This window comes from Psychrobacillus sp. NPDC096389 (genome assembly GCF_044762855.1).
Lineage (GTDB): Bacteria > Bacillota > Bacilli > Bacillales_A > Planococcaceae > Psychrobacillus.
Genome location: NZ_JBIWFB010000014.1, coordinates 1 through 20,261 on the forward strand (window position 1 = coordinate 1; position 20,261 = coordinate 20,261).

Genomic DNA, 20,261 nt, shown 5'->3' on the forward strand with positions numbered 1-20,261 from the left:
CCAGCGTTCGTCCTGAGCCAGGATCAAACTCTCCATAATAGAGAACTTAAAAAGCTCATTTTGTTTTGCTGGCATCATCATTAAATGATGTCAAATTTTTTGGCTATCAAGTTAACTCAAGTTAATCTATCAAGCTATATGTCTTAACGTTTTGCATGTTCAGTTTTCAATGTTCATGTTGTTTAATTTGTCGTTTTGTTTTAGCGACATTTAATATCTTAACATTTCTGTTTTTCAGTGTCAACAACTTTTTTCAATTTGTTTTTCGCTTGAAATCAGTAGTGAAAATGACAACTTGATAACTATATCACCCTCTGTGTATTTTGACAAGTACTTTTTCAAAATAAGTTTCAAATCATTTTACACTTACTCTTAAACACTATATATAGAAGAATAAAAAAGGAAACACCACTAGATAGTAGCATTTCCTTTTCCAAATCATCTGTTAATCAATCTCTATGGCGCATAGTTGGGAATAATAGTACATCACGGATAGAAGCTGAATTCGTTAATAACATTACTAAACGGTCAATCCCTATGCCTAAACCACCTGTTGGAGGCATACCGTATTCTAATGCTTCTAAGAAATCTTCATCCATTTCATGCGCTTCATCATTACCCGCTTCTTTTTCTACTAACTGTGCTTCAAAACGTTGGCGTTGATCGATTGGATCATTTAACTCTGTAAATGCATTTGCATGCTCACGACGTACAATGAATAACTCAAAGCGATCTGTAAAACGACCGTCTTCTGGATTTTTCTTTGCAAGTGGTGATACTTCAACTGGATGTCCATAAATAAACGTTGGTTGTACTAATGTTTCTTCTACTTTCTGTTCGAAGAATTCGTTTAATACATGACCTACTTCCATAGAAGGTTTCACTTCTACTCCATGTTCATTAGCTAATGCATGAGCTTCTTCTTTCGTCATTTGCTTCCAGAAGTCTACTCCAGTAGTCTCTTTTACTGCATCCGCCATATGCCAGCGTCTCCAGCCTGGTGCTAGATTGATTTCATCTTCACCATACATAATTGTTGTAGAGCCTAATACCTCTTGTGCAACATGTGACACTAAGTTTTCAGTTAAGTTCATGATATCTTGATAATCAGCATACGCTTCATATAACTCAATCATCGTAAATTCAGGGTTATGACGTGTTGAAACACCTTCGTTACGGAATACGCGTCCAATTTCATATACCTTTTCTAATCCACCTACTATTAAACGCTTTAAATGCAACTCAATTGCGATACGCATGTATAATTCCATATCTAAAGCGTTGTGATGTGTAATGAAAGGACGTGCAGCTGCTCCCCCTGCAATAGAATGCAATAACGGAGTTTCTACTTCTAAGTATCCTTGTCCATCAAGATAACGGCGCATCGATTGAATGATACGACTTCTCGTAATGAACGTTGTTTTACTTTCGTCACTTGTCATTAAATCTAAGTAACGTTGACGGTAACGTTGCTCTACGTCTTTTAGACCGTGAAATTTCTCAGGCATCGGACGAAGTGATTTAGTTAAAAATGTGAACTCCATCGCTTTAACAGATAGCTCTCCTACTTGTGTGCGGAACACATTTCCTCGTACCCCTACAATATCTCCTAAATCAGCTGAGTTGAATAACTCATATGCATCGTCACCAATTGCATCTTTTCGTACGTAAATTTGAATCTGACCGCCGAAGTCTTGGATATGGGCAAATCCCGCTTTCCCTTTTCCGCGCTTCGTCATAATACGTCCAGCAATAACTACTTCATGTGTTGTTTCTTCTAGTTGTTCCTTTGTAAACTCTTCAAATTCGGCAATTACTTGATTACTCAAATGTGTACGCTCAAATTTCCCACCAAAAGGATCTAGTCCTTTTTCTTGTATTGCAGTCATCTTTTGTCTTCTCACCAAAAGTTGATCATTTAATTCTTCTACATTAGACATGTCGGTCACTCCTCCACTACTTACTTTTTCGCAAGTATCTTTTATAACATTGAACTTATTGTACACAATTTCTGTGTTCTATTCATCTTTTTCCTTCATCGTTGGATATTTTCCATTATTCAGATTACCAAGCAAAACTTAAAAAAGCTATCACACGTAGTGACAGCCCTTCTTTTTTTGCTATTAAGCAAGAATGGAATCGACAGAGCTATACTCTTTCGAAGCTTCTTCTGCAAAATAACGTAAGTAATCCTTCAGCTCTTGTGCGGTTTCCGTTTCGTTAATCACATTTCTTGCTGTCCCATTACCACGAATACCTTTCAAATACCAAGCAGCGTGTTTGCGCATTTCCCTAACCGCTATCTTTTCCCCTTTTAAAGCAGTTAAACGATCAAAGTGCAATAAACAAACGTCTATTTTTTCTTGTGCAGTTGGTTCTGGCTTTAATACACCTGTTTCTAAATATTCTACTGTACGGTAAATCATCCAAGGGTCTCCTAATGCTGCTCGTCCAATCATTACAGCATCAACACCTGTTTCATCCAGCATACGTTTTGCATCTTGAGGAGTATTTACATCTCCATTTCCAATTACAGGGATATTCACTGATTCTTTCACTTGGCGAATCAAATCCCAATTGGCCTGCCCTTCATACATTTGCATTCGAGTACGTCCGTGTACTGCAACTGCTGCTCCACCGGCACGTTCCACTGCGCGAGCATTTTCTACCATATATAGATGTTCATCATCCCACCCTGTACGCATTTTCACACTTACTGGTTTTTTTACATTATCTACAACCGCTGATACCATTTCGTAAATCTTTTCTGGATCTAAAAGCCATCTAGCCCCTGCCTCACATTTGATAATTTTATTTACAGGGCATCCCATATTAATATCTATAATGTCAGCAGTTGTATGTTGATCAACATATTTCGCAGCAGCAACTAGCGTCTCTTTCTCTCCTCCAAAAATTTGAAGGGATAATGGATTTTCACGTTCATCGATATACAGCATACTTAAGGTTCTTTCGTTTTTCAAAACGATCCCTTTATCGCTAATCATTTCAGCGTAAACTAGTCCTGCTCCAAATTCTTTTACCGTTAAACGGAAAGCTGAGTTACATATACCAGCCATCGGAGCAAGTACGACACGATTATCCATCACAAAATCACCAATTTGAAATGGTTTTGTTGATGTATTTGTCACGATTATTCACCTACCTTTTACTTATCTATTCTTATATTAAAACGAATGCGTCTACTCCATCGAAAGTTCTCCATACATGAACGCCTTCTTTTTGAACATTGGCAAAGTCCATGAAAGAACGATTTGTTCGAGGGTCTCTTACATCTGCGTTTATCTCAACTAATGGTACAAGGACGAAGCCTCTTTCCGTCATCCTTGGATGCGGAATAATGAGGTTCTCCGTTTTCACATTCTCTTCATTATACAACAAAATGTCAAGGTCTACGGTTCTCGGACCCCAATGGATTTCCCTAGTACGACCTAGCTCCGCCTCTATTTCATTACATTTTTTAAGTAATTCATGTGGGGTCAATGAAGTCTCAAGCTCCACTACTATATTCAAAAATGCATCCTGATCTACATAGCCTACTGGATCTGTTTCATATACGGAAGATACTTGGCATACTTTTATACCTTTCACATCTTGCAATGATCGTACGGCCTGTTGGAGGAAAAGTAGGCGATCCCCAATATTTGAACCTAATGAAATATACGCTTTATTCATATTGAACCCCTCGTAATATCGACTGCAACTGAAGCATAATGTCCTGCTATCGGCGGATTAGGCTTCACTAACTGAATGCGACATCCACTAACTTTCGTTCTATAGACTTCTAAAATACGTGATGCAATTTTCTCTGCAACTGCTTCTATTAATAAATAAGGTTTACCTTCCACAATTTCCTTGCACAACTCAAAAACTTCCGCATAATTAACCGTTTCTTCTAAATTATCGGTTTCGCCCGCTTTCTTTAAATCACATGCTAACGTAATCGTTACACGAAAAATTTGACCAAGCTTTGTCTCTTCTGCTAGCGCTCCATGGTAGCCATAAAACTCTAAGTCATTTAAATGAATATAATCCATTACAGTTAATCCTCCCTTTCCACGTATTTCTGTTTTCCTGTCAACACATCCATCATTTTAGTCATTCGCTCAATTTCCTTTACATCATGCACTCGGACCATATGACAGCCAAGTTGTATACCATAACAAACAGTTGCTCCTGTTCCTTCCATACGTTCGTCTACGGGAAGGTTCAACACGTTACCGATTAAACGTTTACGAGATGTTGCTAATAACACAGGATATCCCATATCAACTAAATCATCTAAATGTTGCATCATCCATATGTTTTGCTCAGTTGTTTTCCCAAACCCAATGCCTGGGTCTAGCCAAATATGTTCGTCTGGAACGCCTGCTGATTTTGCAATTTGAATGCATTCTTCTAAGTCTTGCTTCGCCTCTGGCCAGAAATCCTTATATTCTTCATTGTCTCGGTTATGCATTAAAATAATGGGAACCTCTAGTTCAGCGGCAACTTCCGCTACTTTCGGATCTCTCTTCGCACCCCAAATATCATTAATGACATGTGCCCCTGCAAGAACCGCTGCTCGAGCAACCGCTGATTTATACGTATCAATGGATATGACTGCATCTACTTCTGCACGAATAGCCTGGATGACCGGCACAACCCTTGCGATTTCCTCTTCATCGGAAATAACCGTATGTCCAGGTCTAGTAGACTCTCCTCCTACGTCGATGATTTTTGCTCCATCTGCAACCATTTGCTTCGCTCGACCAACAGCTGCCTCTATTTCATTAAACTTTCCACCATCCGAAAAAGAATCAGGAGTGACGTTTAAAATACCCATCACAATCGTTTCTTTTTGGAAATCTAATGTAACTCCACCAGCCTCAAAAAGCCCGGTATGATTCTGTAAATTCATCTTACTGTCCTTTCCTCCTGAATACACTTTACATACGCATCATGCAGTGCCGTATAAACAGGACCGTGATTACCTAAAAATCGTTTTCCATCTAACTCTTTAATAGGGACAATTTCTTGTACCGCATTTGTAATAAAAACTTCGTCTGCCGCTTCTAATACATCTTTCGTAAACAAGCCTTCTTCTACTTCGAAATTATTTAAAATCCATTCCCTTGTTATTCCTGCAAGTATGCCCGTTTCAAGCGAAGGTGTGTAGATTTTCTTATCTTTCACCCAGAATATATTGGATGTAACTCCTTCTGCAACATATCCTTCTGCTGTCAGGAAAACTCCTTCATGCGTGGCCAATGATTCTATTTCAAATCTTGCTTGTATATTATTTGCGAAATGATGGGACTTATGACGATCCGCACTTTCCGGGGAATTCCGAGTCGTTTTAAGCCATATTGCACTTTTCTCTGTACCTCTTGGTGTAATATGCAAAGCTTTTCGGAATAAGATCACGGTAGGCTCTTCGTATTGGGATGGCTGAAGCCCAATATCGTGAACACCTGCCGAGATGTTTAATCGAAAATAACCATCTTCCCCGTTATTTTCTTTTGTTAAAGTTTCAATCGCTGCTAAAATAGTCTCTTTATCATATGGCATTGTCATACGAAAATCAGCCAAAGCACGACAAAGGCGCATCCAGTGTTCATCGAATAAAAACACTCGGCCTTCGTATGTGCGAAAAGTTTCAAAGAAGCCTAACCCATATAAAAAGCCATGATCATAGGCAGAAATCGTTAATTCATTTCTGGTATATACCTTACCATTCTTCCAAGCATCCATTTACACATGCTCCTTTGCAAGGAAGCTATACTTTTCGATAAAGTTTCGGATGAGTTTTTTCCCTTCTTCCGTCATAATGGACTCTGGATGATATTGCACCCCTTCAACTGGAAACTCTTTATGGCGTAATCCCATGATTTCTCCTTCTTCCGTCCAAGAGGTTACTTCTAAACAATCCGGCAGCGACTCTTTTTCCACGAGAAGAGAATGGTATCTTGTTGCACGAAAAGGATTTGGCATATGTTCATTAACCCCTTTGCTGTCATGAAAAACAGGAGAGGTTTTCCCATGCATTAACTTTTTTGCCCGAATCACTTTTCCACCAAATGCCTGTCCAATCGATTGATGTCCTAAACAAACACCAAAGATAGGGATTTTCCCAGCAAAATGCGTAATGACATCTAAGCTTATGCCCGCTTCGTTCGGCGTACATGGCCCCGGGGAAACAACAATGACTTGTGGTGCTAGTCGTTCAATCTCATCTATCGTTAATTCATCATTTCGAACAACCTTCACTTCCACCCCTATCTCTCCAATATATTGAACGAGATTATATGTAAAGGAATCGTAGTTATCAATCATTAAAATCATTTACTTTCCCCCTCTGCCATTGCCTTTGCTTGCCAAACTGCTTTTGCTTTGTTTAGTGACTCCACATATTCAGCGCTAGGTATCGAATCAATAACAATACCAGCACCAGCTTGGATATATGCCATCCCATCTTGAATAAATGCAGTGCGAATGACAATATTGAACTCTAAATCACCTGAAAATCCTAGCCAACCAATAGATCCTGTATAGATTCCTCTTCGAACCGGTTCCAGTTCCTCGATAATTTCCATTGTACGAATTTTAGGAGCACCCGTAATCGTTCCACCAGGAAACATTGCACGCACAATCTCCGTATTCGATACTCCTTCACGTAATGTTCCTTTTACATTGGAAACAATATGCATCACATGCGAATATCGCTCAATGACCATGAACTCGTCTACCTCGACTGTTCCGTATGTAGACACTTTCCCTAAATCATTTCGCTCTAAGTCTACAAGCATTACATGTTCTGCGCGTTCTTTTTCATTGTCGATTAGTTCATTGGCTAAAGCGATATCTTCGGCATCACTTTTACCACGAGGCCTTGTCCCTGCAATTGGACGGGTGGATAATGCTGTTCCTTTTTTCTTCACTAATAATTCTGGTGATCCTGATACAACAGCAAATTCAGGCGAATGAATAAATGCCATATAGGGAGATGGATTAAAAGCTCTCAATGCTTCGTACATAGCAATGGGTTCAGCCTTCAATTCTTTTGATTGGCGAACGGATAAATTCACTTGAAAAACGTCGCCTTGGGCAATATATTGCTGTACTTTTCGAACAGCATCTTCAAATCCTAAAGAATCTACAGATACATGTAACTTCGAATGATCTTCCGCTACTTCCACCGCTGCTCCTGAGCTAAAAACGCTCAATGCAAGACCCGTTTCCGCCGCCGCTCTATATTGTTCTTCTAACTTTACTAAATCTACCGTACTCGTAGATAACTTCATCAATGTGACAACTTCCGTTTCAACGTCTAATACAGCCCAAACATCAAATAAATAAAAGTAAACATCTGGAATATGCAAATCATCCGCTGCTATTGTGGGCAACACTTCTATTTTCCGTGCGTAATCATAGCTAATAAAACCAGCAGCCCCACCTTGGAAATCAGGTAAATCTTCTTGAAAAGGCAGTTTATAAGTAGCAACTAGCTTTTCTAACTCCGCAAGCGCTTCTCCCTCACGCTCTTCTACCCTTCCATTTCTCCACTCAATATGTAATCCCGTTTCTGTGGACCTAGTTACAGCTAATGGATTCCAAGCTGCTACAGACAAATGACCTCCTCGTCCACTTTCAAAAAACAAATGATGAGACTCCTCTTTTGTGATTTCTTTATATGCATAAAAAAACGCAGTCTTTGATAGTTGAAATGCATGCGTTTGAAGTTGTAATTCCACTTTTTCAAATCCCCCTATAAACGGTTTGCCTTCATCTTAACTTGAAACTACTCCTTTTCGCCACAAAAAAAGAGAGAAAGCAATAATTGCCTCCTCTCCACTAGCATTTATCCCGCATTAACGGGCAGTAAGACTCCCACTTTAAGATTTAAGAAAATCGAAAAGATAAGTGGGAGATCAACTGCCCGTAAAAGCCCGATTGGTTCAACTAACAATCAGTGGGGATGAAGAACCCCCCACTGATTGAAGTTTCACTTTATTAATCTTCAAATTGGTATAACGGGGTACTTAAATAACGTTCTCCGTTATCAGGAATAATTGCGACTACTTTTTTCCCTTTACCAAGCTCTTTTGCAAGTTGAAGTGCCGCGTAAATAGCAGCTCCCGCAGAAACTCCACCTAAAATACCTTCTGACTTTGCAACTTCGCGAGACGTTTCGTATGCATCCTCATTGGAAACTTGCGTAATGGAATCGTAAATTTGCGTATCCAATACTTTCGGAACAAATCCTGCTCCAATTCCTTGGATTTTATGTGGACCTGGTTTACCACCAGATAATACGTTAGAATCTTGTGGTTCTACCGCAACGACTTGAATACCTGGGAATTTTTCTTTTAATACGCTACCAGCACCAGTAATCGTTCCACCAGTTCCAATTCCTGATACAAATCCGTGTAATTCATCAAACGCTTCTGCAATTTCAGGTCCTGTAGTCAGGCGGTGAATTTCTGGATTTGATCCGTTGTTAAATTGTTGTGGCATAAACCATCCATTTTCATTTGCCAACTCTTCGGATTTAGCAATTGCACCTTTCATCCCGTCTGCTCCAGGTGTTAGTACAAGCTCAGCTCCATATGCACGAAGCAAGTTTCTACGTTCTAAACTCATTGTGTCTGGCATTACTAGTACTGCATTATATCCTTTTGCCGCAGCAATCATTGCTAGTCCAATACCTGTGTTACCACTAGTTGGCTCAATAATGGTGCTGCCTTCTGTTAATTTTCCTTCTTTTTCAGCCGCTTCGATCATTGCAAATGCAATACGGTCTTTTACACTACTACCAGGGTTAAAGTATTCTAGTTTTACGTAAACTTCTGCGTCTTCTGCGTTGGTTACTCTGTTTAATTTTACGATCGGCGTTTTTCCAATTAAATCTAATACGGATTGTGCTAACTTCGTCATAGTTCCACTCCTAATCCCTACTTAGTTAATAGGTTTTATTTTCTTTATCATACCAATGTTAGTGACGCATTGTCAATAATGGTAGTGAAATAAAAAGCACACTCCTTAGAGTATGCTTTTATTTCTCGCTATAAAACCAATCTGCATTAAATTCTTCCCAAAACGCTTCTTGTGTAACTGATTGTGGCAATTGATCTAGTGCAAGCTCTCTACGAATATGATCTTCAACATCCGAGAATGAAAAAGACTGCCCCTTAAACACGCTATTCACTTGCGCAACCGCAAAGCGACCATCTGTTAACGGAATAACATCACTCCATTTACCCACATCTATTTTCGGCAAAGCTTTCCATAATGCTTCATCTACTGTTTCAGTATCTTCCGCAACATATCCGATATCACCACCTAAACTAGCTGAGCTTATATCAGTAGAGCGCTCTCTTGCTAATCCATCAAACGAAGAACCATTTTTCAGTTCTTTCACTACTTCTTTTGCTTCTGCTTCTGTGGAACTATAAATAACACTTGTACGATATGAAGTTGGTATATTGTATAAATTTTTATTGTTCTCATAAAATGCTTGAATGTCAGCATCTTCGATCACAATATCTTTTGCTAATACTTTTTCTAAAATTAACCGCGCACGAACTTTTTTACGCATCACTTCTTCATCGAATGATTGAAATGATGTATCGACTCCTTCTTGAGTGGAGCGAATAAGTGCAAGTTCCAAATCGATTTCCGCGTCATTTACTTTAATATTGTTTTTCTCGGCCGCTGCTTCCATTACTTCTGCATTGACCATATCTAATAATACTTCTTTTCCATACATGGACTCCATCGAAGCCATCCATTGCTCTTTCGTAATAACTTTCCCATCAACTGAAGCTACTTCTTCTTTCGTTTCGACAACCTTTTCATTCGGTATTAACCAAGCAATAAACCATAGTAAATTACCTAGCAACAATATGCCGAGTACAAGAAGTACTGGTTTCGTTTTTAAACGCCTTTTTGGTTGAGAATCTTCGCTATTACGCATTGATTTCATCGATAAATGACTCCAATTCATCTACTGTGTAATTATATTTTTCCATACAGAAATGACAATGTGCTTCGGCTCCTCCATCTTCAGCGATCATTTCACGAATCTCGCTTTCCCCCAAACTAATAATTGCTCTTCCAAATCTTTCTTTGGAACAATTACACTCAAATGCAACTGGCATTGTACTTAAAATCTGGACATTTTCTTGGCCTAAAATCTCAAATAACAATTCCTCTGGAGTTAATCCTTTTTCAATTAACTTAGAAACTGGCTCCATCTTATTTAAATGCTCTTCGATAATTGTAATTGTTTCGTCGTCCGTACCAGGCATCAATTGAATGATGAACCCGCCTGCAGCTAAAATCGAATTATCCGGGTTAACTAAAACACCTAGCCCAACAGAAGAAGGCACTTGTTCGGATACAGCAAAATAGTACGTAAAATCTTCTGCGATTTCGCCAGAAGTAATCGGTACTTGCCCTGTAAAGAAATCTCTCATACCTAAATCTTTGACCATTGTCAGTGTGCCTTCTGTTCCTACTGCACGACGAACATCTAATTTCCCTTTTTCATTCAACTCAAAATGTGTTTGTGGGTTTGTCACGTAACCACGCACTTCCCCTTTGGCATTACTATCGATCACCATCGGACCAATCGGACCATCGCCCTCTATTTTCACTGTGATCTTGTCTTCGCCTTTTAACATTGCACCCATCATTACAGCAGCAGTCATTGATCTGCCAAGTGCTGCTGAAGCGGTCGGCCACGTTTCATGTCGGCGTTGTGCTTCACCTACTGTATCTGTTGTTCGAACGGAAAATGCTCGAACACTTCCTTCAAAAGCTAATGCTCTTACTAAATAGTCATTCATTTATCTTATCCCTCTTTCATCTATATTTCGTTGATATATTAAATACAATCCTTTTAACGTTAAGAAAGGATCAATAACGTCTATTACGGTTGTTTCTTCCCCAATTAAAGAAGCCATTCCACCTGTCGCAATTACTGTAGGAGCTTTTTTTGAATTCTTTTTCATCCGATTCACAATACCATCAACTTGCCCTACAAAACCATACACAATACCTGCTTGCATAGCTGACACTGTATTTTTTCCGATGACATGCTCCGGTCGAGTAAGTTCGATCCTAGGAAGCTTACTCGCTTTTGTAAATAATGCTTCCGTTGATATACCGATACCTGGAGCAATAGCGCCTCCCATGTATTCGCCTTTCTCGTTAACGTAACAAAAAGTTGTCGCAGTACCGAAATCTACAATAATAAGAGGATTCCCATATTCATGAATGGCAGCAACCGCATTTACAATTCGATCCGCCCCCACTTCACGAGGGTTTTCATATTTAATATTTAAACCTGTTTTTACACCAGGACCTACTATTAATGGTTTTATACCAAAGTATTTTTTACACATCGCTTCTAAAGAAAACATGATTGGAGGCACTACAGAAGAAATAATAATTCCTTCTACTTGTTCAAAAGTAATATTTGCATGCGAAAATAACGCCTTCACTTGCATTCCATATTCGTCCTCTGTCTTCAGGCGATCTGTTTCCATCCGCCAATGATGGATTAACACATCATTTTCATATACCCCTAAAACAATGTTCGTATTCCCCGTATCTAACACAAGTATCATCTAGCTTGTCCTCACTTTTCGTAAGTTTTCCAAAATATCATACCATATATGAAGACAAGAACGAAAGCACAGTAGCCTGGGTCTATACCGACGAACAAAGGGGGTGCAGAACAATGTAGGGATAATGCGTCTTAGTAAGGACTATTAGGTACCCGCCGTGATTTTCACAGCAGGACGGACGCTTTCCGTGGGGTGAGTGATGAACCTGCAGCGAAAATCACAGCGGTCACTACGAAACCTTGTCCCTAAATAGTGACATTACTTTTATATTTGTCGAGACAAAGTTTTGCTTACCATAGGATTATAAGCCCCTAAAGCAAGAAAAAAAGCTGATTGCCTCGCACGAATGCAATAAACAATCAGCTTCCCTATTCTATTAATCTCTACGTTCTTCTTGAATTGCTTTATCTGGTATGCTCGCAGTGTCTTCTTCTTTCGGTAAGTCGCCTGTAGATGGATCTGCAGGAGCTCCTACCGCTTCAATTGACTCTTCTTTTTTTAGATTCACTTCTGCTTCCTGATTCGCTTTTTCGTAAGGTCTCTCTGGAAGTGTTCCGTGCTCTTCTAAATGTTTGATTTGAGCAGCATCGAGTGTTTCTACCTCTAATAACGTATTGGCGATTAAATTTAATAATTCGCGTCTTTCCGTTAAAATTTGTCTTGTTCGCTCGTATTGCTCTTTAATCATTGTTTGCATTTCTTGGTCAATTTCATAAGCAATCTTATCCGAATAGTTTTGTTCCGAGTTAAAGTCACGTCCAAGGAAGACATTTCCTCCTTGCGCTTGACCGAATTGCATTGGACCAAGCTTGTCACTCATCCCATATTCAGTAACCATGCTTCTCACGATACCTGTCGCACGTTGGAAGTCATTATGCGCACCGGTAGATACTTCACCAAAAGTAATATCTTCCGCTACACGACCACCTAATAATCCTGCTACTTTATCTAGTAACTCTGGTTTAGTCATGAAGTAACGATCTTCTTTTGGTAACATTACTGCATATCCACCAGCTTGACCACGAGGTACGATTGTCACTTTATGAACGATTTCCGCATCATCTAGTGTTAATCCAATAACCACATGCCCTGCTTCATGGAAAGCAACAATATTGCGTTCTTTTTTAGAAATGACTTTACCTGATTTAGCAGGACCCGCGATTACACGGTCTGTTGCTTCATCAATGTCACTCATATCTACTTTTTTCTTATTACGTCTAGCTGCAACAAGTGCTGCCTCGTTTAATAAGTTTTCTAAATCCGCACCAGAGAATCCTGGAGTACGTTGTGCAATTGCTTTTAAATCTACTGATTCATCCAGTGGTTTGTTACGAGCATGTACTTTAAGTACCGCTTCACGTCCTTTAACATCTGGACGACCTACTGTAATTTGGCGGTCAAAACGACCTGGACGAAGAAGAGCTGGGTCTAAAATATCCGGTCTGTTCGTTGCAGCGATAATGATAATACCTTCGTTTGCACCGAAACCATCCATCTCAACTAGCAATTGGTTAAGTGTTTGTTCACGCTCATCGTGCCCACCACCAAGACCAGCTCCACGTTGACGACCTACTGCATCAATTTCATCAATAAAAATTATACATGGTGCATTTTTCTTCGCGTTTTCAAATAAGTCACGTACACGGGAAGCCCCGACACCGACAAACATTTCCACGAAATCCGATCCACTAATAGAGAAAAACGGTACGCCAGCTTCTCCTGCAACAGCACGAGCAAGCAACGTTTTACCAGTACCCGGAGGACCTACTAACAAAATCCCCTTCGGAATACGCGCTCCAATTTCTACAAACTTACGTGGGTCTTTTAAGAAATCTACTACTTCTACTAGTTCAGCTTTTTCTTCATCTGCACCAGCTACATCTGTAAACCTTACTTTTTTCTTTTCATTATCATATAATTTTGCCTTGCTCTTACCGAAGTTCATCACACGGTTTCCACCGCCTTGTGATTGACTTAATAAGAAGAAGAATAAAATAATGATGATTAGAAACGGTAACAATCCAGTGAAAAATTGAACCCAGCCACTCGTTTTCGGAGCTTCTATGATGTCAACTTGAACTGCATTTGCTTCCGCTAATGATAAAACTTTTGTTTGTGCTTCTTCAAAGTTATATGGGAGCTTTGTTAAGAAAGTTTCCCCTTCTTTGTAACCCTTCATCTTACCTTCAACAAAGTAAACTCCTTGTTCAGGCTGCATACTAAAGCTTGTCACTTCTCCACTTTTAAGAGAAGTCATAAATTCGTCATAACGAATATTTTTAGTTGGTTGATTGCCCGAATTAAACGTCGCAAATATCCCAACAATTACAAAAAATATCAATAAGTATAATATAGCGTAGCGCAATGCTCGATTCATTCCCAGCCTCCTCACAAGGTAAACAGAAAAACTAATGATAATCTTATCACACGAATTTTTTAACGTACAATGAAAAGCCTTTTAGTGTAGTATTTGCATTAAAAAGAATAAACTTCCTTCTTCAACACACCAACGTATGGTAAATTACGGTATTTCTCTGCATAATCTAATCCATAACCAACAACAAATGCATCTGGAACTTCAAATCCTACATAATCTGCTTTAAGATCTACTTTTCTTCCAGTTGGTTTATCCAGTAATGTAACAAGCTTAATGGATTTCGCTTTACGATATTTGAATAAATCTACTAGATAACTTAAAGTCATTCCACTATCAATGATATCTTCAATGATTAAAATATCGCGACCTTCCACACTAGTGTTTAAGTCTTTGATGATTTTCACTTCTCCTGAAGAAACGGTAGCATTTCCATAGCTAGAAACATCCATATAATCCATTTCAATATACGTGTCTACACGCTTCATTAAATCCGACATAAAAGGCATAGCCCCTTTTAAAATACCAATAGCTAGCGGGAACTTATCTTTGTATTCAGATGTTAATGTTTCACCTAGTTCACGTACTTTTTCTTCGATTTGTTCTTCTGTTAATAAAACGTTAAGTATGTCTTTTTCTAACATATTAAGTCCCCCCTAATGATTAGTCTCGCTTTATGTATAAAACATAGTTTTGCGAGTGATATTTCTTTGAAAAAATTTTTCCATAACGAAGTCCAATTACTGCTATTATTTCTTTTTTCGATGTTACAAGTAGTGGCCACTCTAATCTTTCCTGAGCTGAAACTTTTTCATCTATAAATACTCTAGATACTTTTTTAGGAGAAATCATCCCTTTAATCTGGATCCGATCTCCTTCCTCTTTTTGGCGTATTGATAGGGGAAGGGAATCGTTTTCCAGTTGGACAAACCACTTTTCACCAGCTATAGCAGTGGTCAAGTTTCTCGATAAATAGATGGAATAACCAGCACCAATATGGATCCAACTATCCTCTTCCACTACATTCCTAGTAACGATAGGTTGTTGTTTAACAGAGGAGAACTGAACTTTATTGTAATGACGTGCGAGGAAATAATCCTGAGGCAAATGAATAACAATATTGCCATCATCCTTATTGCAAGCAGCCAAAATGGAATCGATTAAGTGATCATTAAGAAGTATTTCGGAGTTGTTGTATAGATACTTTAATAGTAGTAGAATCACTCTTCTTTGTAAAGCAATGGGCACTTCTATAAAGCACTTTGTATCTAGAAAAAAAACGCCATCTTGATCAACTGTCACAAGCTGTTCATACTTTTTTTCCGCCATATTTTGAAGAAAGTCCTCATCCTGCTTTTGTTTTTCCACAAATGTACGAATACTATCGCTTATATTGGGGTTTTCTTCTTTTAAAAGCGGAACAATGGTATGGCGTATACGATTCCTAGTATATGTATGTTTATCATTGCTTGGATCATGTCTGAATGATAACGTATTGCATTCCATGTACTCGAAAATCTCTTTTTTCGTTACACATAGAAAGGGACGTATAATCTGCCCCTCAGCAAAATGTCTTGATCTTGGTATTCCGGTAATAGTAGAGGAATTAGAACCTCGTGCCAGTGACATAATCACAGATTCGATTTGATCATCCGCATGATGACCGAGCACTAGCTTTTGGTAATGAAAGTTTTTCATTGTTTGTTCGAAAAAAGTATATCGTTCTTCTCTACATATTACTTGCACATTACCACCTTCTGCAGCAACCCTCTTTGGTACTTGAAGGGCTGCCGCATGAAATGGAATATTCAAACTGGCTGCAAAGCTTTCGACAAATCTCATATCTTCTGCCGATTCTTCTCCTCTTAACTGATGATCTGTATGCACGATTCCCATTTCGACATGATATATTTCTTTTAAATTATTCAAAGCTTGTACCAATGCCATAGAATCTGCCCCACCTGAACAAGCAATGAGAAGACGATCCCCTTTTTTTATAAGTTGGTGCTTATCTATATATTCTTTTACTTTTCGAACGAACGCATGCATTTTTTCACCTTTTTTCTTTTGTTCTGTTCGGGTACTTTTCTTAATAGTGTACCATGTTTTCTTGGTATTTTGCTGCTTGGCGCGGTGAAAAAATGGACCATTCTGGCACTGCGTGTTTCACTTGCATAAAAATAACGGTTCGATCATCTCCCGGTAAAGAATAGGTTTCTTCTAACGTTTTCACAAAACGCTCTGCATTCATCGTAGGATCCTGTAATATTTTCTTATAATACATCTCCTGCTTTTCAATGGAGGTGTTCGCTGAGAAGACACCATCAGAAAGCATCACTAATACATCTCCGTCTTTTACGTCCACTTTCCTAGCCTCGATTGAAAAGGTTGGTAAAAATCCAAATGGCACATGTTGACTTTCAATTTTCCGCATTTCATTTCCACGAATTAAGTACGTTGACATACTTCCCGCTTTCCATGACCAAAGCTCTCCGTTTTGTAAGTCAATTAACGCCAGATCTACTGTAGCATAACTATCTGTATCATCTTGCAAACTCATCATGTAGTGCAACGTATGCATGGTCGTTTCTGGATCCATTTTTTTATTCAAACATTCACGCATAAATTGCATAACTCTTCTACTTTCACGGTGTGCCTCCACATTATTACCCATTCCATCTGATAAAATAACCGCAAGCAACCCAGGATGTAGTTGAAATACAGCATGTGCATCTCCCGAATAAATTGTGTTTCTACTAGAAGAAGTATAAATATCATGCGTTACATCAAAACGTACAGATGATTTGCAAGTCATTTGCACATGTTCATACGGATGATGCATCTCTTTCATCGATGTAATTTCGAAAGGCTCTTTCCATAATTCATATAAAATCGGCAAAATCAACCTCTCTCCAGTCATTTTTGCTTTAGACTCTATCGGTAAACAACATACAACTTCCATTTGGCCTATTTCAATATTTAAAACATCAATTTGGAAGTACGGGATATTACACTGCTGGAACTTTTGTTTAATTTCTTCTTCATGGGAAGTATATAATGTCACATCATTTTCTAAGTTACTCATGAGCTCACCCATATGATTCCCCATATCACGAAGTTTTAGTGCGAACATTTTTTTGCCATGTTGCATTTCATATGATAATTGTTTTTTCGCCTCTTTCTCTTTTAATTCTTTCATAATTTGATTTGGTTTTATACATTTGTACTGCATTTTCTTTTCTATCTGGAATCTTGTCTTATTAGGCTGCTCTTCCCATTGTTTCATTAGCGCAGGAATGCCGTTAGATTTTTCACCCCAACATGTTTCGTATCGAAAACAAGACTGACAGATGGGTAACGGCGAAGCTTGTCCTTTTTGAGCCGTCGCTTTCGGTTCAAAACGATCCGATATAAACCTTGTGATGAAGTCAACAAAATGCTGGAACTCCTGCAGCTGATGATTAACTTTTTCCGTCATCCACTTCTGCCTTCTTAAAAGGATATTTGAAGTATCCGGAAAAAGTTGGTCCTTTAATGTTTTGATCCAGCTAGATGGCACAATAAAAAACAATAACGAAGCAGTTACCAGCGATCCAATATAAACAGCATCTAAAGGTAAAGTCCGGTCATATAGTAAAAAGAAAAATGTTGCTCCAAGCATACCAAATGCCTGCCACAACCTACCAAACGGCTTATGAAGTCCTGCAAAAAAGCCAGTTAATGCATATACAGCAATCATTCCACTAAAACTAAGCTTCGAAATACTCAAAACGGTTCCGGCGAGCACCGCAACTACTGTCGCCAGCTGAATCCCCCCTACCGCCGCTGATACCGCAATAATCAAATGCGTAAATATTAGTGGAACAGAAACATACCCGAAAATATACGAAGACATCCCAGTGAATACGAGTGCCCCTATTAATAATGCAGCCCCCATCCTTTCAGCCGTCCACCTTTTGTGAATGAAATCTGGCATCGGAAGAAAAAGCTGAAACATAAAAATCGTCATAAATAAAGCAAGAACCCCTTCATATGCAATCGCCAACCAAACAGTACCAGGAATGTCACCACTGTACGAAACGTATTGCCATATAGACTGAATGATTACGACATCCATTAGAACAAAGAGTGGAATCGGTATTTTCTTTATAACCCTTTTCGAATAAAGCGGAAATATAAGCGCTTGCAATGCATGGATGACAACTTGTCCGAGTCCTAACGTCACACTACCAAGCAAGGCCCCAGCCAATGTCCATGGAAGAAAACGTGGAAAACGCAAACTAACAAGTGCCCAAATCGGAAGAAAAAATGGTACAGAAGCTTCGAATAGTACAACTTGAGCCAAGAAAAATGAAAGAATAAAAAAAATAACCGTAAGTGAGATGGACACTTTTCGTGCTTGTATACCCTCTATTACCCTTCTAAAAGAAAAACCTCTTTTTTGCTCTTGCTCATACATTGTTTTCAAATCATATACCTCCCCGTATTCAACTATTGATCGAAGTATACCTACTGCATGTACAAAAAGTATGTCTCTTTCTGACAACTGCCTATAAAAAGTTTTCGACGCTTTCGGTCATGAAGTGAAATTTGTAAAACGACTAAAAAAGCTTCTATTAGGCGATATTCAAATGACACCAAAATGCAATGAGAGTAGTATTTGATTGAGGGAAATCGAGACTTAGTTGAACTTTTCTAGTATGTCATAGATATCACATAAAACAGATAGAAGCTAAGTTTAATTTGTCGGAATAAACTTTCTTTTTTATCTTTTTATAAATTATTAAAAGAAGTATTGACACTTTAACGAAAGGATTGTAATATGTTAATTGTTCGTTAAAACGGCGGTGTAGCTCAGTTGGCTAGAGCACTCGGTTCATACCCGAAAGGTCGTGGGTTCGACTCCCTCTGCCGCCATACATTTTTAATTGATTTTTATCTTATCTTACACGGATAATGTCGGATGGTTTACATAATTATCATATAAAAATGATGCATTTTCATATGGCCCCTTGGTCAAGCGGTTAAGACACCGCCCTTTCACGGCGGTAACACGGGTTCGAATCCCGTAGGGGTCATCTAATAAAAAGCAATTTCTAAAGTGTACCTTTAGGAATTGCTTTTTTGTTGTTTTCCTTTTTTACGGTTAATGATGTATAGAACAATTTACTTTTATAAAGAATTATTTGCACAATATGGGGATAATGCATCTTAGTAAATTCTATTAGGTGACCGCTGTATTTTAGCCGGCAGAGTGACGAGCCACTACTTCGCTAACGCTCTTGCAGGGTCTCACGCTGTCGCAGGAAATTCCAAAGAATGGCTAAGGGCAATCAATGGTTCATGGAAAGCAACCAATTCTATAACGAAAGCAACTAAAATCAGCTCGAGAGCACCCAAATCCCCGATGAAAGCAACTAATTCTTACAATAGCTCTTTACTTGGATTGAGATGAAGCCTGTTTTTACATATTACGGAAATAGTAAACCTGAAAACCGGCGCAAATCGCCTTTCCGGCATCTACTCGACTGGTTTGTCGTGTTCCGCATCCAGATTGTCGCATTCACAGTCGATATTGTCTCGTTCAACCATTTATTGTTAATTCCCCACTCTCATTTGTTACCAATTTTTGATTTTGCAGTGGACACTTCTCTTAATTCACTAAGACGCATTATCTCTATACTGCTCAGCAAATAATTTTCTATAGCACAAAAAAGGCGTCAGCTAAGCTGAACGCCTTTTCATCTATTAAACATTTTTTCTACCGATAAAACAGACAGCATATTATCCTCTTTTTGCGCCTCTGCCGCCGCGCTTAGATTCTGTTGCACGCTTTAACGTAGACAAACGATCTTCACTATCCTTTAAGAATCTTGCCATTTTTTGCTCAAAATTCTCTTTGTTTGGACGATCGCGATCATTTGGGCGATTGTTGTTACGTGGACGCTGAGAACGTTCTGGTCTCTCTGGTCTTTCCGCTTGAGGCTTTGCTTTACGGATCGATAATCCGATTTTGCCATCCGCTTCAACATTCATCACCTTAACTTCAACAACATCTCCAACCTTTAAATGCTCATTAATATCTTTCACATAATTATCCGCAACTTCACTAATGTGAACTAGACCTGTTGAGCCTCCTGGCAGCTCGACGAATGCTCCGAAGTTAGTGATTCCTGTTACTTTACCTTGTACCTTGCTGCCTACTTCAATTGACATAAAAAAAATGCTCCTCCTTAAAATTTAAGCGACTCTTTTAG

17 protein-coding genes and 2 tRNA genes are annotated in these 20,261 nt (G+C 38.8%); 2 read left to right on the top strand and 17 right to left on the bottom strand.

The window, feature by feature from the left end; genetic code table 11:
* Positions 1–449: 449 nt before the first annotated feature.
* The 16 genes from lysS to ACIQ38_RS22125 all read right to left on the bottom strand — a co-directional run bounded on the left by lysS (position 450) and on the right by ACIQ38_RS22125 (position 18,463).
* Positions 450–1,940, bottom strand: coding sequence for a lysine--tRNA ligase (gene lysS, locus ACIQ38_RS22050; RefSeq protein ID WP_402828504.1), 1,491 nt, complete (start codon positions 1,938–1,940; stop codon positions 450–452).
* A 183-nt stretch (positions 1,941–2,123) separates the two neighbouring features.
* Positions 2,124–3,149, bottom strand: a complete 1,026-nt coding sequence (gene dusB / locus ACIQ38_RS22055; RefSeq protein ID WP_402828507.1) for a tRNA dihydrouridine synthase DusB — start codon at positions 3,147–3,149, stop codon at positions 2,124–2,126.
* Positions 3,150–3,180: 31 nt separating this feature from the next.
* Positions 3,181–3,693, bottom strand: coding sequence for a 2-amino-4-hydroxy-6-hydroxymethyldihydropteridine diphosphokinase (gene folK / locus ACIQ38_RS22060; protein ID WP_402828510.1), 513 nt, complete (start codon positions 3,691–3,693; stop codon positions 3,181–3,183).
* Positions 3,690–4,055 (bottom strand): dihydroneopterin aldolase, encoded by a 366-nt coding sequence (gene folB / locus ACIQ38_RS22065; protein ID WP_402828513.1) that lies wholly within the window; start codon positions 4,053–4,055, stop codon positions 3,690–3,692. The genes folK and folB overlap by 4 nt, the downstream gene beginning before the upstream one ends.
* A gap of 5 nt (positions 4,056–4,060) precedes the next feature.
* Complete coding sequence (folP, locus tag ACIQ38_RS22070; protein WP_402828516.1) at positions 4,061–4,918, bottom strand: dihydropteroate synthase; 858 nt, start codon at positions 4,916–4,918, stop codon at positions 4,061–4,063.
* Positions 4,915–5,751, bottom strand: a complete 837-nt coding sequence (gene pabC / locus ACIQ38_RS22075) for an aminodeoxychorismate lyase (protein ID WP_402828519.1) — start codon at positions 5,749–5,751, stop codon at positions 4,915–4,917. Before pabC ends, folP begins: the two co-directional genes overlap by 4 nt.
* Complete coding sequence (gene pabA, locus ACIQ38_RS22080; RefSeq protein ID WP_402828521.1) at positions 5,752–6,342, bottom strand: aminodeoxychorismate/anthranilate synthase component II; 591 nt, start codon at positions 6,340–6,342, stop codon at positions 5,752–5,754.
* A complete protein-coding gene (locus tag ACIQ38_RS22085) occupies positions 6,339–7,751 on the bottom strand; it encodes an anthranilate synthase component I family protein (RefSeq protein WP_402828524.1) in 1,413 nt (470 codons plus the stop codon). Before ACIQ38_RS22085 ends, pabA begins: the two co-directional genes overlap by 4 nt.
* Before the next feature lie 259 nt (positions 7,752–8,010).
* Complete coding sequence (gene cysK / locus ACIQ38_RS22090; RefSeq protein WP_402828527.1) at positions 8,011–8,934, bottom strand: cysteine synthase A; 924 nt, start codon at positions 8,932–8,934, stop codon at positions 8,011–8,013.
* A gap of 118 nt (positions 8,935–9,052) precedes the next feature.
* Entirely contained in the window at positions 9,053–9,982 is a 930-nt protein-coding gene (locus ACIQ38_RS22095) for a peptidyl-prolyl cis-trans isomerase (RefSeq protein ID WP_402828529.1), read from the bottom strand.
* Positions 9,966–10,847 (bottom strand): Hsp33 family molecular chaperone HslO, encoded by an 882-nt coding sequence (hslO, locus tag ACIQ38_RS22100; RefSeq protein WP_402828531.1) that lies wholly within the window; start codon positions 10,845–10,847, stop codon positions 9,966–9,968. Before hslO ends, ACIQ38_RS22095 begins: the two co-directional genes overlap by 17 nt.
* A complete protein-coding gene (locus tag ACIQ38_RS22105) occupies positions 10,848–11,630 on the bottom strand; it encodes a type III pantothenate kinase (RefSeq protein WP_402828534.1) in 783 nt (260 codons plus the stop codon).
* A 376-nt stretch (positions 11,631–12,006) separates the two neighbouring features.
* Positions 12,007–14,007 (bottom strand): ATP-dependent zinc metalloprotease FtsH, encoded by a 2,001-nt coding sequence (gene ftsH, locus ACIQ38_RS22110; protein WP_402828537.1) that lies wholly within the window; start codon positions 14,005–14,007, stop codon positions 12,007–12,009.
* A 98-nt stretch (positions 14,008–14,105) separates the two neighbouring features.
* Positions 14,106–14,648, bottom strand: coding sequence for a hypoxanthine phosphoribosyltransferase (hpt, locus tag ACIQ38_RS22115; protein ID WP_402828539.1), 543 nt, complete (start codon positions 14,646–14,648; stop codon positions 14,106–14,108).
* A 19-nt stretch (positions 14,649–14,667) separates the two neighbouring features.
* Complete coding sequence (gene tilS / locus ACIQ38_RS22120) at positions 14,668–16,053, bottom strand: tRNA lysidine(34) synthetase TilS (RefSeq protein WP_402828542.1); 1,386 nt, start codon at positions 16,051–16,053, stop codon at positions 14,668–14,670.
* Positions 16,054–16,093: 40 nt separating this feature from the next.
* Positions 16,094–18,463, bottom strand: coding sequence for a SpoIIE family protein phosphatase (locus ACIQ38_RS22125; protein WP_402828636.1), 2,370 nt, complete (start codon positions 18,461–18,463; stop codon positions 16,094–16,096).
* A gap of 384 nt (positions 18,464–18,847) precedes the next feature.
* On the opposite strand from ACIQ38_RS22125, the gene ACIQ38_RS22130 reads away from it, so the two are divergent.
* Positions 18,848–18,921, top strand: a tRNA-Met gene (locus ACIQ38_RS22130).
* 89 nt (positions 18,922–19,010) lie between these two features.
* Positions 19,011–19,082, top strand: a tRNA-Glu gene (locus ACIQ38_RS22135).
* Positions 19,083–19,788: 706 nt separating this feature from the next.
* Here the strand turns inward: ACIQ38_RS22135 and ACIQ38_RS22140 are convergent.
* Positions 19,789–20,220 (bottom strand): S1 domain-containing RNA-binding protein, encoded by a 432-nt coding sequence (locus ACIQ38_RS22140; protein ID WP_282240958.1) that lies wholly within the window; start codon positions 20,218–20,220, stop codon positions 19,789–19,791.
* Between the last annotated feature and the right edge of the window lie 41 nt (positions 20,221–20,261).

Coding starts and splice junctions, on each gene's coding strand:
- ACIQ38_RS22140 (WP_282240958.1), bottom strand. CDS start 20,220: ATGTCAATTGAAGTAGGCAGCAAGGTACAAGGTAAAGTAACAGGAATC.
- folB (WP_402828513.1), bottom strand. CDS start 4,055: ATGGATTATATTCATTTAAATGACTTAGAGTTTTATGGCTACCATGGA.
- folK (WP_402828510.1), bottom strand. CDS start 3,693: ATGAATAAAGCGTATATTTCATTAGGTTCAAATATTGGGGATCGCCTA.
- cysK (WP_402828527.1), bottom strand. CDS start 8,934: ATGACGAAGTTAGCACAATCCGTATTAGATTTAATTGGAAAAACGCCG.
- tilS (WP_402828542.1), bottom strand. CDS start 16,053: ATGCATGCGTTCGTTCGAAAAGTAAAAGAATATATAGATAAGCACCAA.
- ftsH (WP_402828537.1), bottom strand. CDS start 14,007: ATGAATCGAGCATTGCGCTACGCTATATTATACTTATTGATATTTTTT.
- ACIQ38_RS22105 (WP_402828534.1), bottom strand. CDS start 11,630: ATGATACTTGTGTTAGATACGGGGAATACGAACATTGTTTTAGGGGTA.
- pabA (WP_402828521.1), bottom strand. CDS start 6,342: ATGATTTTAATGATTGATAACTACGATTCCTTTACATATAATCTCGTT.
- hpt (WP_402828539.1), bottom strand. CDS start 14,648: ATGTTAGAAAAAGACATACTTAACGTTTTATTAACAGAAGAACAAATC.
- ACIQ38_RS22095 (WP_402828529.1), bottom strand. CDS start 9,982: ATGAAATCAATGCGTAATAGCGAAGATTCTCAACCAAAAAGGCGTTTA.
- pabC (WP_402828519.1), bottom strand. CDS start 5,751: ATGGATGCTTGGAAGAATGGTAAGGTATATACCAGAAATGAATTAACG.
- ACIQ38_RS22125 (WP_402828636.1), bottom strand. CDS start 18,463: ATGTATGAGCAAGAGCAAAAAAGAGGTTTTTCTTTTAGAAGGGTAATA.
- hslO (WP_402828531.1), bottom strand. CDS start 10,847: ATGAATGACTATTTAGTAAGAGCATTAGCTTTTGAAGGAAGTGTTCGA.
- lysS (WP_402828504.1), bottom strand. CDS start 1,940: ATGTCTAATGTAGAAGAATTAAATGATCAACTTTTGGTGAGAAGACAA.
- folP (WP_402828516.1), bottom strand. CDS start 4,918: ATGAATTTACAGAATCATACCGGGCTTTTTGAGGCTGGTGGAGTTACA.